14 protein-coding genes are annotated in these 16,005 nt (G+C 73.7%); 13 read left to right on the top strand and 1 reads right to left on the bottom strand.

Annotation, left to right across the window (positions count from 1 at the left end):
• Positions 1 to 204 precede the first annotated feature (204 nt).
• From ABT170_RS18920 to ABT170_RS18865, 12 genes are all read left to right on the top strand, one after another.
• Entirely contained in the window at positions 205 to 924 is a 720-nt protein-coding gene (locus ABT170_RS18920) for a cupin domain-containing protein (RefSeq protein ID WP_351868692.1), read from the top strand.
• Positions 921 to 1,976: a hypothetical protein gene (locus ABT170_RS18915; protein ID WP_351868689.1), complete on the top strand. Its 1,056-nt coding sequence runs from the start codon at positions 921 to 923 to the stop codon at positions 1,974 to 1,976. The genes ABT170_RS18920 and ABT170_RS18915 overlap by 4 nt, the downstream gene beginning before the upstream one ends.
• A gap of 107 nt (positions 1,977 to 2,083) precedes the next feature.
• Entirely contained in the window at positions 2,084 to 3,160 is a 1,077-nt protein-coding gene (locus ABT170_RS18910) for a serine/threonine-protein kinase (RefSeq protein WP_351868686.1), read from the top strand.
• On the top strand, positions 3,157 to 4,077 hold the full coding sequence (locus ABT170_RS18905; RefSeq protein ID WP_351868683.1) for a hypothetical protein: 921 nt from the start codon (positions 3,157 to 3,159) through the stop codon (positions 4,075 to 4,077). The genes ABT170_RS18910 and ABT170_RS18905 overlap by 4 nt, the downstream gene beginning before the upstream one ends.
• A gap of 108 nt (positions 4,078 to 4,185) precedes the next feature.
• On the top strand, positions 4,186 to 4,725 hold the full coding sequence (locus ABT170_RS18900; protein ID WP_351868680.1) for a hypothetical protein: 540 nt from the start codon (positions 4,186 to 4,188) through the stop codon (positions 4,723 to 4,725).
• Between the two features lie 119 nt (positions 4,726 to 4,844).
• On the top strand, positions 4,845 to 6,620 hold the full coding sequence (locus tag ABT170_RS18895; protein ID WP_329946953.1) for an asparagine synthetase B family protein: 1,776 nt from the start codon (positions 4,845 to 4,847) through the stop codon (positions 6,618 to 6,620).
• 35 nt (positions 6,621 to 6,655) lie between these two features.
• On the top strand, positions 6,656 to 8,017 hold the full coding sequence (locus ABT170_RS18890) for an aldehyde dehydrogenase family protein (RefSeq protein WP_351868677.1): 1,362 nt from the start codon (positions 6,656 to 6,658) through the stop codon (positions 8,015 to 8,017).
• A gap of 238 nt (positions 8,018 to 8,255) precedes the next feature.
• The gene (locus ABT170_RS18885) at positions 8,256 to 9,053 is read left to right on the top strand and encodes an IclR family transcriptional regulator (protein ID WP_329946955.1); all 798 of its coding nucleotides are present in this window, start codon (positions 8,256 to 8,258) and stop codon (positions 9,051 to 9,053) included.
• Between the two features lie 184 nt (positions 9,054 to 9,237).
• Positions 9,238 to 10,917, top strand: coding sequence for an OPT/YSL family transporter (locus ABT170_RS18880; RefSeq protein WP_443034403.1), 1,680 nt, complete (start codon positions 9,238 to 9,240; stop codon positions 10,915 to 10,917).
• A 96-nt stretch (positions 10,918 to 11,013) separates the two neighbouring features.
• Positions 11,014 to 12,078, top strand: coding sequence for a 2,5-dihydroxypyridine 5,6-dioxygenase NicX family protein (locus ABT170_RS18875; protein ID WP_329946956.1), 1,065 nt, complete (start codon positions 11,014 to 11,016; stop codon positions 12,076 to 12,078).
• Positions 12,079 to 12,185: 107 nt separating this feature from the next.
• On the top strand, positions 12,186 to 13,481 hold the full coding sequence (locus ABT170_RS18870; RefSeq protein ID WP_329946957.1) for an alpha/beta fold hydrolase: 1,296 nt from the start codon (positions 12,186 to 12,188) through the stop codon (positions 13,479 to 13,481).
• Between the two features lie 185 nt (positions 13,482 to 13,666).
• Positions 13,667 to 14,257 carry a lytic polysaccharide monooxygenase auxiliary activity family 9 protein gene (locus ABT170_RS18865; protein ID WP_329946958.1) on the top strand — a complete coding sequence of 197 codons (591 nt, stop codon included), beginning with the start codon at positions 13,667 to 13,669 and terminating at the stop codon, positions 14,255 to 14,257.
• Positions 14,258 to 14,348: 91 nt separating this feature from the next.
• Here the strand turns inward: ABT170_RS18865 and ABT170_RS18860 are convergent, their stop codons facing one another.
• Positions 14,349 to 14,837, bottom strand: coding sequence for an NUDIX domain-containing protein (locus ABT170_RS18860; RefSeq protein WP_351868672.1), 489 nt, complete (start codon positions 14,835 to 14,837; stop codon positions 14,349 to 14,351).
• A 286-nt stretch (positions 14,838 to 15,123) separates the two neighbouring features.
• On the opposite strand from ABT170_RS18860, the gene ABT170_RS18855 reads away from it, so the two are divergent.
• Positions 15,124 to 15,924 carry a 2,3-dihydro-2,3-dihydroxybenzoate dehydrogenase gene (locus ABT170_RS18855; RefSeq protein WP_329946960.1) on the top strand — a complete coding sequence of 267 codons (801 nt, stop codon included), beginning with the start codon at positions 15,124 to 15,126 and terminating at the stop codon, positions 15,922 to 15,924.
• The last annotated feature ends 81 nt before the right edge of the window (positions 15,925 to 16,005 follow it).

Below are 16,005 nucleotides of genomic sequence, written 5' to 3'. Positions count from 1 at the left end.
TAAGGGCGAGGCGGCTCCCGGGCGCGCCGGTCGCCCCCGTACCGGCCGGGCCCGGCGGCCCGCCGCGCCTCGTCCCTCCCCCGCTCCCCCCGCCGTTTCCCCGCGCTTCTCCGGGCAGTCACCCCAAAGGCTCTCCCCGTGGTGAACCGGCGCCATACGATGCGCTTGCGCAGCGAATCGGGACCACGGGGGGGGGAAGCCGCGATGTCCGGACGGCCGCAGGACGGCATATCCGACACCATGCCGCACGGAGCGTGGCGCGCACTCCCCGGCGGTGTGGAGCTGTACCACCTGCGGCCGGACGGAAGTGTCGAGCTGGCTGACCGCGACGGCGCGCGTGAGCTCGCGTCCGACCGGGAGTTCCTCCGCTTCATCGACGACGGGCAGTTCGCGCGCTATCTGGTGGGCGACGCGGCGACCTCGCCGGAGCGCCCCTCGAACGCCACCGTCAAGCTCGGCGTCGTGGGGCCGCGCAGCGCCTTCACCCCGCACGCCCATGGCGGCGAGCACTTCGTCCTCAGCCTCGGCCACGCGTCCTGCGGCCTCCACGACCGGGACCGTGGTCTGGTCACCGAGGTCCCGCTGACTCCCGGAATGCTGATAAGGATCCCGGAGATGATGCCGCACTCCTTCGCGAACAGGGGCACCGGTCCACTGACCATCCTCGCGGCCAACACCGGCTACGGGATCGACCACGAGGACTACGCGATCACCGCCGGGGACGCCGAGCGCCGCGCCGAGGGCGGCGACGCTCGATCCGGCCGGCCGGCCGCGGCCGCCACCACCGACTACCGCGCGCTCGCCGCCGCCCTGCGCGACATCGAACGGCTCCAGCGGGAGCGCGGCATCGCCGCCACCACCGTCCGTGAACGTCTGGCCGCGCGACTGCGCCGGATGGCGACCGCTCTGGAGGTCCGCCGGTGATCTGTCCGCACTGCGAGAAGAACCTGCTCCGCAAGGAGCGCCCCAGGAACACCTGCTCCCGCTGCAAGCGCGCCTACGCGCTCGACCCCAAGAGCAACTCCCTGCAGCTGAGCGATCTACGGGTGCGCAGGGTCCTCGCCAAGGTGACACAGGACGGCAGCATCGCGGTGACACCGGACCAGTTGTGGTACGCGCTCTCGCGCAAACGCCTCAAGGAGGGCACGTACGCGCCGGGGTGCGCGGGCACCTCGCTCTTCGTGGGCCTGGTGGCCGGTGTCCTCGCCCTCTTCATCGAGGCCGTGTTCCTCGCGGTCGTCTGCGGGGTCCTGCTGCTCGTCTCCGCGGGCATCGCCTCCGCGCGGGCCGCCGGTGCGGGCCGGGGAATCCCCGCCATGAGCCGTGCGGCGTTCCGCTCACAGGCGCTCGCACCCTGGCGGCGCGTGTACGGCGCTCTGCCGCCGGGGGTGCTCGACGATGCCGGGCCCCTCGCCTCCCCGGCCGGGACACAGCCGCTCCCCGGTGCCCCGCCCCGGGCCGTACTCCTGTGTCCCGACCGCTCCGTCCTGGCGTTCCTCGCCGCCGACGGGCTGCCCGGCCGGTACGGGATCGCGCTCGCCGAGGACCTCCGCACGGTGCGCGCCCTGCCCACCCGGGGACCGGTGATCGTGCTCCATGACGCCGACGCGCACGGGGAGCTGCTCGCCCGGCGTGTCCGCGAGAGCCTGGACCGGCGCACCGTGATCGACGCCGGGTTGCCGCTGCGGTCGGTCCGCGGTCTCGACCGGGCGGTGCCCTACCGCGACCGGGGCGGCAGGCCCGACCGGGCGACCATGGCGCGACTCGCCGCGCTCGGCGGACACAGTGCGCGGGAGCTTGAGTGGCTGGGCAAGGGCTGGCGGTTTCCGCTCGTCGGGATGCCCCCGGCCCGGCTGCTGGCCGTCGTCGCACGGGTCTGCGAACAGCTCACCCGCGACGCCGATCCGGAACGGCGCCGTGCCGCGTCCGTGGGCTTCATGACCTGGCCGGGCCCGGACGGGCCGGGTGGGCGGTGATCTGCCCGCGGTGCGCCGCCTCGCTCAAGCGCAAGGAGCGCGCGGGCCGTGTGTGCCCGCGCTGCCAAAAGCGCTTCGCGCTCGACCCCGCGGTCCACGGTCCGGGCATGCACGACATCCGGATCCGGGGCATCGCCGAGCGCGCCACCGATCACGGCCGGCTGAAGGTCACCCTCACCCAGCTCTGGTACCTGTCCCGTACCCGCAACTACGCCTGGGGCGCGCGGGAGCCGGAGGGCGTGCCGGCGGGGCTGCGCTGGCTGGTGGCGCTGCCGGTGGCCGCCGCGCTCCTGGTGTGCGCCGTTCTGGCAGGCGGTGACCTCGCGTTCTTCGCCGGGGTCGCGGCCTTCCTGGTCCTCGTCGCCGCGTCGGTCATGCGCCATCGCCCCGGTCAGCTGCCGCGCTCGCAGGTGATCCCGTCCGAGGAGACCTTCCGCCGGCTGATGACAGGCGCCTGGTCAGCGGCGTACGGCAGCCTGCCGAGGGGCGTCTTCGACGACGCGCACCCGCTGCCCCGGCCGCGTGGCACGGACCGTGCCCGTACGGCGGCGCCGGTGGCCCGGCCCACGTCCGTGATCCTGTGCACCGACCCGGTGGCGGCGCTCTTCCTCACGGCCAATGACCTTCCGGGCCGGCTGGGTGCCGTTCTCCTGCGCGCCACCGCCCCGGAGGCTGCCGCGGAGCACTCCGCCGCGCTGACCGATGCCCTCGCCCAACTCGCCGGGTACCGCACCGCGCTGCCGCTGGTGGTCCTGCACGACGCCGACCCGTCCGGAGTCCTGCTGGCACCGCTGCTCCGGGCCGCGCAGCCCGGCCGCGTCGTGGTGGACGCGGGACTTCCCGTCTCGGCGGCCCGGGGCCGGGCCGGTGCCGTACGGCTCGCCCGGCCCTGCCGGTCCGCCGACGAGGAACAGCTCCGCACGGTGGCGGGTCTGTCCGGGGCGGACGCCGCGTGGCTCATCGACGGATTCTGGAGCCCGGTCGCCGCCGTGCCGCCGCGCCTTCTCGAATCGGTCGTCGTACGGGCGGTGGAACGGGCCCTGGCCGCCGAGCCCCCCGGCCCCCGGAACGCGGACACCGGCGGCTTCCTCAGCTGGCCCCCGGTGCCGCGCCCCGCTCGGGAGCGGGGCACCGGCCGGCCCGGCAGCGGCACATCCCGGAACGAAAGGCCCAGCTCCGCATGACCCCGCGACGCCCCCAGGCTCCCGGAGGCGCGGCCTCCGCGGCCCCGGCTCCCCGCACCGGCCACCGGCCCGGAATCCGTCTCCTCGATCTCGCCCTCACCGGGGCCGCCGCCCGCGCCGCGGGCCCCGGCGGCATCAGGTTCACGGAACGGCAGCTCTACTACGAGACATGCCGCGTCCTGAACCCGGCCGCGGCCCTGTTCAGCCGTGTCCCGCGTACGACGTCCCCTCCCCTGCGGCTGCCGGCGTTCACCCGCGCCCTGGAGGCGCGCGGCAGGGAGAGCGTCGCCGGCCTGCTCCCGCCGGTCCCGGCCGCGCCACCGCCGCTTCCCCGGCCGCCGGCCGCGCCGGGTTCCGGCGAACCCGACCTGTACGCCTACGGGTTGCCCCGCGTTCTGGTCTGCCAGGACCGTTCGATCGCCCGGATGCTGCTGGCCAACCATGTGCATCTGGAGGCGGCGTGCCTCGTTCTCGCGGCGGCGGACGCCCTGCCGCTCGCCCCGCATCTGCGCACGGCTCTGGAGCGGGCCGAGGGTGCGACGGTCCATGTGCTGCACGACGCGAGCCCGCGGGGCATCGGCCTTCCCGCACGGATCAGGGCCGCGCTCGGTCCCGTGCCCGGCGTCCGCGTCGCCTCCATCGGACTCGTACCCCGGCACGCGGCAGCCCTGCGGCTTCCCACCGGGCGCGGACCGGCACCGGCCGCGCCGTGCGGGCCCCGGCCACCGGCGCTGCGGCCCCAGGAGGCCGCGTGGCTGGCGCGGGGGCGCTTCGCGCAGGTCGCGGCCGTGCCGGCGCCCCGCCTGGTGCGTACGGTGCTGCGCCTCACGCGGGGGCCGCGACCGCCCCGGAATTCCCTGTGGACCGACCTGCGGGGGCTGCGCACCACGGGCTTTCTGACCTGGCCCGCCTCATGAACCGCCTCATGAACCGCCGCGCCTCCCGCCCGTGAACCGCGGGCGCCCCGCTCCGGCGGGCCCCGAACCCCGCGGCCACGACCGCCCCACAGACCCGAGGAACACACGATGATCCGGCCCCAGGAGATCGGCTACTCCGACGAACTGCTCGCCGACGGCAGCGTCCACCGGCGCTACGAGGACGGGCGCGAGGAGTGGCGCCACCGCGAGCGGTCCCACCATCACCTCGTGCGCTGGCACGACAACCGGAACGCCTCGGGCACCGACGAACTGCTCGGCGACCGCATCATCAAACGCACCCTCGCCGACGGGACGGTGACGTACGCCCGGGACATCGGATACGGCCGCACCCTGTGGGGGCGCGGTGAGACGGTGATGGTCAACCGGACGTCGTTCGGCGGCAGGACGGGCGCCATGCTCGCGGGCCTGGGCGTGGCGGGGCTGGCCATCACCGCCGCCCAACTGCCGCCGCTGAGCATGAGCCCGCAGGAGGAGGAAGCCCTCCGCCAGCAGCAGGCGCAGAGCCAGTCGTCCGCGGGGGATTCGGGCGGGGGCGGGGGCGGCGATTCCGGTGACGGCGGGTCCCACGACTGGGACGCGGGCTGGAGCGACGACGAGGTCGCCTGGAGCGACGACGACTTCGGCTGAGCCCCGCCTCGTCACGACACCGCGGGCCCCGGCCGCGGCGGAGGCCGGGGGGGGCGGGCGGCGGGCAGCGGGCAGGGCAGGGCAGTACGGAACAGGAACACCAGGGAAAGGAGCCGTCCATGGCACGTCTGTGTGTCAGTCTGGCCCCGACGACCGGGCAGGCCCGGTCGCACACCGAGGCGATGGGCGCGGCAGGGGACCGCCGGGACCCCGTGGACGTACCGGGGGCCGATCTCGGACTGGTCCCGGGCGAACCCGGCCGTGCGGAGGGCCCGTTCACCGCGTACGGTCTGACGGCGGCCGGCGAGGTCACCCTGCACAACCGCCCGGACCTGCTGGCCGCGCTGCACGCGGAGGGGGCTCCCGTGCCCGCCCGGTGCTCCGACGGCGAACTCCTGCTGCGCTGCTGGGCGCGGCTCGGCGAAGCGGGCCTGGTGCTCGCCGAGGGCATGTTCGTCCTGGCGGTGCTGGACGGTACGGACCTGATCGTGATCCGCGACCAGGTGGGCGCGAGGACGGCCTTCTACGCCCGCGCCGAGGGCGCCTGGGCGGCCTCCACCTCGCTCCGGGCGCTGCGCCGATGGCCCGCGCTCGGCACATCGATGAATCTGTCCGCGGTCCGTTCGTTCCTCACGTTCGCCTATCTGCCGGGCGAGGAGACACTCCTGACAGGTGTCCGGGAGGTCCTGCCCGGCCGGGTGCTGCGGCTGGGCAGGGACGGCACGGCCGTCGAGACGGTGTACTGGGAACCCCGCGAGGAGCTCGCGGAGCCGGCGCCGCGGGATCCGGCGGGGCATGTCCTGGCCCTGCGGTCGCTCCTGGAGCGGGCGACGGCCGACAGGCTCCCGCGGGCCGAGCCGGCGGCGGTCCTGCTCTCCGGCGGGATCGACAGCTCCCTCGTGACCGCGCTGGCGGCGCGGCTCCACAGCCGTCCGGTGCATACGTACTCCATCAGCTTCGGTGACGAACTCCCCAACGAACTGGGCTACTCGGGCCTGGTGGCCGCCCACTGCCGCACCCGCCACCGGGTGCTGAACGTGTCCGGGGACACGGTCGCCGCACGGCTCGCGGAGGCGGCCGGGCTCCTGGACAGCCCGGTGGGCGATCCCCTGACGGTCCCGAACCTGCTGCTCGCGGAGGCCGTGGCGGCCGACGGCGCCTCGGTGGTGCTCAACGGCGAGGGCGGCGACCCCGTGTTCGGCGGTCCGAAGAACCTCCCGATGCTGGTGCAGGAGATGCACCGCGAACCCGGCGCCCCCTGGGACGAGGACCGGGCGACGGCCTATCTGCGCTCGTACCGCAAGTGCTGGACGGACCTGCCGGTGCTGCTGACCGCGGGGACACTGGACGCGCTGCGCGACGCCCCGGCCCCCCAGCGGTTCGTCGAGCCGTATCTGAGCCCGGGGGCGGGCGGCCCGCACCGGATGGGCCATCTGCTCAACCAGCTCCTGCACTGCAATCTGCGGACCAAGGGCGCGCACCACATCCTGACCAAGGTGGAGCGCCTGACGGCCTCCCGGGGCATCGAGGGCCGGGCGCCGCTGTTCGACCGCCGGGTCATCGACCACGCCTTCGCGACGCCGCCGGCGTACAAGCTCCGTGGCTCGACGGAGAAGTGGATCCTCAAGGAGGCCGTCCGCGACCTCCTCCCGGACACTGTCGTGGACCGCCCGAAGAGCGGGATGCGGGTGCCGGTGCAGCAGTGGCTGACGGGGCCGCTGCGCGAGCTGGGCAACGATCTGCTGCTGAGCCGGCAGTCGGCCCGCCGCGGACTGTTCCGCCCCGACACGATCCGTACGTGGATGAAGGGCGAGGGCACGCTCCTGCCCCGTCAGGGCGGCAAGCTCTGGCTGGTGCTGACGCTGGAACTGTGGCTGCGGTCGTACGAGTTGTGAAGGACGAGCGGCAGGAAGCGACGAGCGGAGCAGCGATGAACACCGGACTCACCGACCCTCGCACGGGACGCCCGCGCGGCACCGCCCCCCTCTCGCGCGGGGCCGAGGTGGCCGCGGCCGTGGCGGCGGCCCGCACGGCGCTCGGCGCGTGGAGCGCCCTGACACCCAGGGACCGGGCTCGGCGCCTGGAGGGGCTGGCGGCGCTGATCGAGGACGGGGCGGCACGGTACGCGGCGCTGGAGCGGGCCGGGACGGGCAAGCCGGACGCGGAGAGTGCGGGCGAGGTCGAACAGGTGGCGGATCTGTTCCGCTTCTACGCGACGGCGGCCCGGACCCGGACGGCCCCCGCGGCGGGACGGCTGGTGGCCGGGCACGAGAGCTGGGTGCGCTGGGAGCCGATGGGCGTGGTCGGGGTGATCGTCCCGTGGAACTATCCGCTGATGATGGCGGCCTGGCGCTGCGCCCCGGCACTCGCCGCGGGCAACACGGTGGTGGTGAAGCCGGCGGAGAGCACCCCCGACTCGCTGCGGCTGCTGGCGGAACACGCCGCGCGGGCACTGGGCGAGGGCGTGGTGCAGTGTCTGCCCGGTGACCGGCACACCGGCCGGCTGCTGGTCGAATCCCCGGTGGACATGGTCGCGTTCACGGGCAGCGGCCGGGCGGGCCAGGATGTGGCGGCACGGGCGGGGACGCGCCGGATCAGCCTGGAGCTGGGCGGCAACGCTCCGGCCGTCGTGCTTCCGGACGCCCCGGCGGACACCTACGACTCGCTCGCGGCGGCGGCCACGTACAACGCGGGACAGAGCTGCGCCGCTCCGGCCCGGGTGATCACGCTGACGGAGAACTACGAGCAGGCGGTGGCCCGGCTGACGGAGGCGATGGGCGCCCGGCTGGCGGGCCGCGACTTCGGCCCGCTGAACAACGCGGACCAGGTGGCGCGGTACGACGCCCTCGTCGCCTCGTCGTCCGCGAGACGTCGCCGGCCCGCGACGCTTGCCGTGGCACCGGGCGAGGAGCGGGGCCACTGGCGTCCGGCCCTCGTGCTGGCCGATCTCCCGGACGACGACCCGACGGTCACCGAGGAGGTCTTCGGCCCGCTCCTCACGGTCCAGCACGCGGACACGGTGGAAGCGGCGCTCGGCCTGGCCAACAGCGTCCCGCAGGCCCTGGCGGCCAGTGTCTGGACGGACAGTCTCGGTGCGGGGCTCGATCTCGCCGCACGCCTCGACGCGGGCGAGGCCTGGCTCAACTGTCATCTGGTGCAGACGGCGGAGCTTCCGCACGGCGGGCGCGGCGCGTCCGGCCACGGCACGGACCTGAGCGCGCTGGCGCTCCAGGAGTACCAGCGGCCCAAGACGGTGACGGTACGGCTGGCGCCCGGCGTGCGCGAGGGCTGAGGCCCGGCACCGTCGCCGTACCATCCGGGTCCGGCACCGGACCGGACCGTTCCGGCTCCCGGGCCGCCGCTCCGCCATCTCCGTGCCACCGGCTCCGACCTGCCCGTTCACGGAGCGGAGGCGAATTCCCGGCAAACCCTTGACACCCGTGGACCGTGCACGCATTCTTTCGCCAGAAATCGCAACGTCGTTGCGATTTCCGCACCGATACGGAACATGCGAACCAGGAGGTCGGCCCATGGCGGAGCACGGCACGGACACCGCCCCGGCCCCAGCCGGACCGCAGGCCCCCGGAGTCCTCCAGACCGTGGACCGGGCCCTGCTCGTCCTGCTCACCTTCACCGAGCAACGGCCCGAGTGGGGCGTCAGCGAGCTGGCCCGTCACCACGGCTGGGACAAGGCCGTCGTCCAGCGGCTGCTCACCACCCTGACCGCGCGCGCCTTCCTCGTCTGCGACGACCGCACGCGGCGCTACCGACCGGGGCCCGCTCTCTCCCGCCTGGCGCGGGTGAGCGAGCACAGCGGGGTGCTCTCCTCGCTGGCCCGGCCGGTGCTCGCGCGGCTGCTCCGCGAGACCGGGGAGAGCATCGTCCTCAATGTCCCGCACGGCGGCAGCTACCGCTGCGAAGCCGCCGTCGACGGTACCGGACCGGTGCGCTACACGGCGATCATCGGCGCTGTCATGCCCGGCCACGCCGGAGCCTCCGGACACACCATCTTCGCGTACCACCCCGAGCGCGAGATCCGGCAGATGTACGGCCCCACCGGGCTGACCCGCTTCAACGACCGCACCATCACCGACCTGGACGCCCTGCTCAGCTGCTACGCGCGGGTCCGCGCCGACGGGTACAGCATCAGCCACGGCGAGTACGACGAAGCCGTGACCGCGGTCTCCGCACCCGTCTTCCAGGGCGACGGAGTCCCCGCCTCCCTGACGGTCATCGGCCCCTCCCACCGGGTGGACCGGGCCGCCGGCACACTCGTGACGCTGGTACGCGCCGGCGCGGCGGAGATCACCGCCGCTCTCGGCGGCTGAAACGGTCGGTATCCGCGCAAGCCCTCCCACCTCCCGGCACCTCACCGCAGCACCACGCCCTCACCGCTCCACGTGCGGCCTCCCCGCGTCGACGGTGCGCCCGGCCCTGCCCGCGCGCACCCACCGGGGAGACCGGCCCGCCCCGAACGATCTCCCCTGCCACGCTCACCGAAGGGGGTGCCCCATGGCGCACCATGTCTCCGCCCCGCACCCTGTCCCACCGCCGGGCCCCGACACCGACGACACCCGGTCGCACCCGCGCGTCCTGGAACCCGTCATGCTGGTGATCCTGGTGGTGCTCGCCGCCGTCGGCGCCGTCATCGGCATCGACCTGGTCTCCAAGCTCGGCATCTCGGCCAACACCTCCGTGGTCGGCGCCCTCGTCGCCATGCTGATCGGACGCATCCCGCTGGGCTTCCTGCGCCGGATGCGCTCCGTGCACCGGCAGAACCTCGCCCAGAGCGCCATCTCCGCCGCCACCTTCGCCTCCGCGAACGCGCTGCTGACCTCGGTGGCCGTCCCGTACGTCTTCGGGCGCACCGACCTGGTCTGGCCGATGCTCGCGGGAGCCTTCATCGGCCTGGTCGTGGACGCCTGGGTGCTCTACCGCGCCTTCGGCTCCCGGCTGCTGCCGGCCGACGCGGCGTGGCCGCCCGGCACGGCCGCCGCCGAGACCATCAAGGCCGGCGACCGGGGCGGCCGACGCGCCCTCGTCCTCGCCGGCGGCACCGCCGTCGGCCTGGCCGGCACCCTTCTCAGCCTGCCGCTCTCCGCGGCCGGCGTCGCCTTCCTGGGCAATGTCTGGGCGCTGATGATGTTCGGCATCGGCCTGATGCTGCGCCAGTACAGCCCCGATGTCCTCCACACCGACCTGGGCGCCGGGTTCATTCCGCACGGTGTCATGGTCGGCGCCGGAATCGTGGCCCTGGGCCAGGCCGTCGTCCTGCTGATCGGCCGTCGCGAGCGCAAACGGAAGTCGGGCGCCGAGAAGGCACGGAGCGCACCGGCCCCGGCGCCGGACCCCGCACAGGACCCGACCGTCGCGTACACCGTGGACGAGCGCGCCCTGCGGCTCTCCCTCATCCGCGGCTACGCGCTGTTCACCGCGGGTGCGGTGGTCCTGGCCGTGCTCGGCGGGCTGATCGGCGAGATGAGCCCGCTCGGCATCGTCGGCTGGGTGCTGTTCGCCGCGTTCGCCGCCCTGGTGCACGAGCTGATCGTCGGTCTCGCCGCGATGCAGTCCGGCTGGTTCCCGTCCTTCGCCGTCACCCTGATCTTCCTCATTCTCGGGCTGGCCATCGGCATCCCGTCCGTACCGCTCGCCCTCCTGGTGGGTTATGTCTCCGCGACCGGACCGGCCTTCGCCGACATGGGGTACGACCTCAAGGCGGGCTGGCTGCTGCGCCGCGAGCACCGCCCCTGGGACCCGTACGAACGCGAAGGGCGCCGCCAGCAGTTCCTGGCCGCCCTCATCGGATTCGGCGTGGCGCTGGCCGTCGTCGCCCTCGCCTGGCGCTCCTACTTCGGACAGGGCCTCATCCCACCGGTCGCCAAGGTGTACGCCGACACCATCAAGAGCGGGCTCAGCGACCCGGACGCGGTGCGCACGATGCTGCTCTGGGCCATCCCCGGCGCGGCCATCCAGCTGCTGGGCGGCACGCGCCGGCAGATGGGCGTCATGCTCGCCACCGGCCTTCTCATCCTCACCCCGCAGGCCTGCTGGCTGGTCCTCGGCGCCCTCGTCGTCCGGGTCGGCTACCGCAGGCTGCGCGGTCCCGCCGCCGACGAGGAGCTGAACCTGGTCGGCGCCGGACTGATCGCGGGCAGTTCGCTCGGCGACTCGGCCCAGATCCTCAAGGCCTGACCGGCCGCCCGCCCGGGCTCCGGTCCGGACGGACCGACCCCTTCACCGCACCACCGCTCCACACCAGTACGACCCGCACGGCAAGGAGAACCCTCCATGGACATGTACAGCAGGCTCGAACCGCGCCCCGAGTACCTCAGCTTCGAACTCGCCCTGGCCGCCCGCAAGCTCGTCGAGGAGGTCATGCTCGTCAAGCGCGGCGAGCATGTCGTCCTCACCGGCGACACCAGCAGCGACCGCCGGGTGATCGAGGCCACCGCACAGGCCGTCGCCGCCGCCGGGGCACACCCCGTCGTCGTCTGGTACGAGACGCTGCCCGGCGCCTCCATGGAGCCGCCCCGGCCCGTGGCCGGTGCCATCGCCGACGCCGATGTGTGGATCGAGTTCGCCGTCTCGTACCTGATGCACTCCGACGCCTTCCGCACCGCCATGGCGGCGGGCTGCCGCTACACCAATCTCACCGCGATGGACGTCCAGATGCTGGTCGCCACCGTGGGGCGCCCCGACTTCCAGGGCGTCATCCGCCTCGGCAAGGCCCTCGTGGCGCTGCTGGAGGCGGCGGACGAGGTCCGCATCACCTCCGCCAACGGCACCGACCTGGTGGGACGCAACGGCGACCGGCCGATCAACCTGCGGGGCAAGCCCGCGGAGAAGCCCGGCGAGACGGTCATGCTCTCCGGCCAGATCTCCTGGAACCCGCTGGAGGAGACCCAGGACGGCGTCCTCGTCTTCGACGGGGCCCTGTGGCCGCCGGACGAGATCGGTCTGCTGCGCTCCCCGGTCCGCTGCACCGTGGAGAAGGGCGTCGTCACCAGGATCGAGGGCGGCGCCGACGCGGACACCTTCCGCCGCTGGATGGAGTCCTTCGACGACCCGAACATGTTCCGCGTCGCGCACTGGTCGCTCGGCTTCAACCCGGGGGTGCTCGCGCCGACCGGCCGCATCGTCGAGGACGAGCGCGTCTTCGGCTGCGTCGAGCTGGGCATCGGCACCAAGGGGGCCTGGATCGGCGGCGAGCCGTGGGTGGCCGCCGCGCACACCGACGGCAGTGTCCTGGGCCCGTCCATCTACCTGGACGGCGTCGCCATCGAGGAGAACGGGCGCTATGTGCACCCGGAGCTGGTCGGGATCTGCCGCGAGCTCGGAGTGGCAGGGTACTGAGGGGGGCCGCGAGGTCCCGCCGTATGCCCGGCGGCCGGGCCCGCACCCCGCGGTGCGGGCCCGGCCGCCGTCCGTGAAACCGTTCCCCCGTCGCGAAAGGAGCGCCCATGTCCACTCCCGCCCCGTACCGTCACAACGGGCTCGTCTGCACCGACCACACCCTTGACGTGCCGCTCGACCACCGGTCCCCCGACGGACCTGCCATCAGCCTGTTCGCGCGCGAGGTCGTCGCCGCCGGCCGCGAGCACGAGAACCTGCCCCGTCTGCTGTGGCTGCAGGGCGGCCCCGGCGGCCGTGCCGAGCGCCCCAACGCGGCGGGGGCCTGGCTGCGCCGCGCCCTGACCGACTACCGCGTGGTGCTGGTGGACCAGCGCGGGACCGGCCGCTCCACACCTGCCGACCGTATCTCGCTCGCCCGGTTCGGCACCGACTCCGCGGCGGCCGCCGGGTATCTCGCGCACTTCCGCGCCGACTCGATCGTCCGCGACGCCGAACTGCTGCGCCGTCACCTCCAGGGCGACGCGCCGTGGAGCGTCCTGGGCCAGAGCTTCGGAGGCTTCGCCACGCTCACCTATCTGAGCCTCGCACCCGAGGGGCTCACCCAGGCGTACATCACCGGCGGCCTGCCGACGCTGACCGGACACGCCGACGAGGTGTACCGGGCGGCCTACGCCCGCACGCTCGGCCACAACGAGCGCTACTTCGCCCGCTACCCCGGCGACCAGCGCCTCGCCGACGCCGTCGCCGCACACCTCGAAGCGCGCGACGTCCGCATGCCGACGGGCGAGCGCCTCACCCTCCGCCGGTTCCAGACGCTCGGCATCACGTTCGGCACCTCGGCCCGGTTCGACTCGCTCCACTATCTGCTGGAGACCGCGTTCACCGAAGGCGCCCACGGCCCGGAGCTCAGCGACACCTTCCTGCGCGGGGTGGACGCCGCCGTCTCCTTCGCCGAACGCCCCCTGTACGCCGCGCTCCACGAGCCGATCTACGCGCAGGGCGGCCGTGCCACCGGGTGGTCCGCCCACCGTGTGCGGGAGGAGTTCCCCGCCTTCGCCGCCCGCGCGGGCACCCCGCTCCGGTTCACCGGCGAGATGGTCTACCCCTGGCAGTTCGAGGAGGACCCCGCGCTCGTCCCGCTGCGCGGCGCCGCGGAGGTCCTCGCCGCGCGCACCGACTGGCCGGTCCTCTACGACCTCGACCGGCTCGCCGCCAACGAGGTGCCCGTCGTCGCGGCCGTCTACCACGACGACATGTACGTCGACCGCGACCAGTCCCTCGCCACCGCCGACGCGGTCCGCGGTCTGCGGACCTGGGTGACCGACGCCTACGCCCACGACGGGGTACGGGCCGACGCCGCTGTGCTGGACCGGCTGATCGCCATGGCCCGTCACGAGGCCTGAGCGTCCGCCCGCACTCGCGGGCCGCACCGAGGACGGGCCGCCGGGCAGGGAACCGGCGGCCCATTCTTGGTATGGACACGACCAAATGTCATGGCTAGTCTCGGAGTTGGTCTAGACCTAGTGAGGTGGAGCGCGCCCGCCCCACTCGTCCACAGCGCCCCCACACCTCCCCCCAGGAGCGAAGCATGCGCCGAAGGATCACCTCGTCACTGCTCGGGCTCGGCATCGTCGGAGCCTCCCTCCTCGCCACCACCGGCAGCGCCCAGAGCCACGGCTACACCGACTCCCCCATCAGCCGTCAGCAGCTCTGCGGCAACGGCACCGTGCGCAACTGCGGCCAGATCCAGTGGGAGCCGCCGAGCGTCGAGGGGCCGAAGGGCTTCCCCGCCCGCGGCCCGGTCGACGGCACCCTCTGCGCCGGCGGCAACGGACGGTTCTCGGAACTCGACGACCCGCGCGCCGGAGCCTGGCCCGCGACACAGGTCGGCGGCGGACAGAACCACACCTTCCGCTGGCGGATCACGGCACGCCACGCGACAACCGACTTCCGCTACTACATCACCAAGGACGGATACGACCCCACCAAGCCCCTCACCCGGGCCGACCTGGACCCGCAGCCGTTCCTGACCGTGCCCTTCGGAGGCCGCCAGCCGGGCTCCACGGTGACCCACGACGGCGTTCTGCCGCAGAAGTCGGGCAAGCACCTGATTCTCGGCGTCTGGACCATCGCCGACACCGGTAACGCCTTCTACGCCTGCTCGGACGTGAAGTTCTGAGCCCCACCGGCTCCCGCACCCACAACCGCCCGGGGCGGGCGGTCCCCGAACACGGGACCGTCCGCCCCGGAACGTGCGACCACCCCCGCCCTCAGCCCTCCAGGTAGACGGCACGCCCGTCCGCGCGGGCCGCGTCGACCGCCACGAGCCGGTCGAAGCCCTGGGGGGCCATGAGGGGCTTCCACTCCTCAAGGGTGCGCACGAGCAGCTCGGTGTGCTCGTCGGGGTCGAGCACCACGGCGGAGATCTGTTCGTCGCTCAGGACACCGCCGTCGAAGATGAAACCGATGTGGTTCGCGGGCCACACCTCACCCCGGTGCCCGATGAAGTGGGTGCCCAGCAGCCGGGGTTCGCCGGTGAATTCCAGCCCGGTCTCCTCACGGCACTCGCGCAGCGCACACTGCCACGGGGTCTCGCCCGGGTCCATGTTCCCGCCGGGCCACTGCCAGACCTCCCGGTCGTACACGGACCGCAGCTGGACCGGACGGCCGGCGGTGTCGGTGAAGTAGAGGCAGGCGTAGCCGGTGGACTGGGCGATGGTCTTGACGTACTCATGCGGCGGAAGCCAGGCGTGGGTCATCTCGGTCCGTCCCGTCGAGCTGTGCGGCAGGCAGTGGCAGCGGATCATTATGCCGGGACAAGTCCCCGCGGTACGAAGGCCGTTGCCCGTTCATCACCCTCCGCGCGTCTGTGCGGCCATGCCCGCACCCGCCTCCGCGCCCGCGGCCTCCCCGCGGACACGCCCACAGAGGGCGACATACGCATGAGGCGAGGCTAACCTAAGTTTCTTGCGACCCGCAGGGGTGTGCGACTGGGCAGCCCATACGCGTTAGGTTAGGCTTACCTAACGACAGGGGAGGTTGCTCATGCCTGATCACATACCGGGGCATATTCCGTACGGTCACGGTGAGTTCGAGGGCCGCACGGTGCTGGTGACCGGTGCGGGACAGGGCATCGGTGCCGCGGTGACCGAGGCGTTCGCCGCCCTCGGAGCGCGGGTCGCCGCCACCGACCTCGGCGCGTCCGGCATCGACCGGCTCGCCGGCTCGCACCGGTCGGTGACCGCGTACGTCATGGACGTCACGGACCGGCGCTCGGTCGACGACATCGTGGCGAAGGCGGAGAGCGACCTCGGCCCGCTCGATGTGCTGGTGAACGTCGCCGGAATACTCCGCACCTCCCCCGCCGCCCAACTGTCCGACCAGGACTGGGCGGACACCTTCGCCGTGAACACGACCGGCGTTTTCCACACCTCCCGTGCGGTCGCGGCCCGGATGGCGCGACGCGGTTCGGGCTGCGTCGTCACCGTCGGATCCAACGCCGCCGGGATCCCCCGCACCGGCATGGCCGCCTACGCCGCGTCCAAGGCCGCCGCCGCGATGTTCACCAAATGCCTCGGGCTGGAACTCGCCCGTGACGGCGTCCGCTGCAACGTCGTCGCACCCGGCTCCACCGACACCGCCATGCAGCGCGGCCTGTGGACCGACGAACACGCGCACCGGCGGGTGATCGACGGCGACCCGGCCACCTACCGCACCGGGATCCCGCTGGGCCGCATCGCCGAGCCGCACGACATCGCGGACGCCGTGCTCTTCCTCGCGTCGGACCGGGCCCGCCACATCACTCTGCAGGAGCTCTACGTCGACGGCGGCGCCACGCTCCGCTGAGCCGGACCGCGCGGCCGCCCACCGGACCGCCCCGCCCGCCCCCGCGCAACCCGCGCTTCCCCGCACCGCTTCCACCCGCCT

Origin of the sequence: Streptomyces sp. NPDC001787, assembly GCF_040297465.1 — a bacterium.
Classification (GTDB): domain Bacteria; phylum Actinomycetota; class Actinomycetes; order Streptomycetales; family Streptomycetaceae; genus Streptomyces.
Note: the sequence above shows the minus strand (reverse complement) of the source record. Positions and strands in the feature narration are given on the sequence as shown.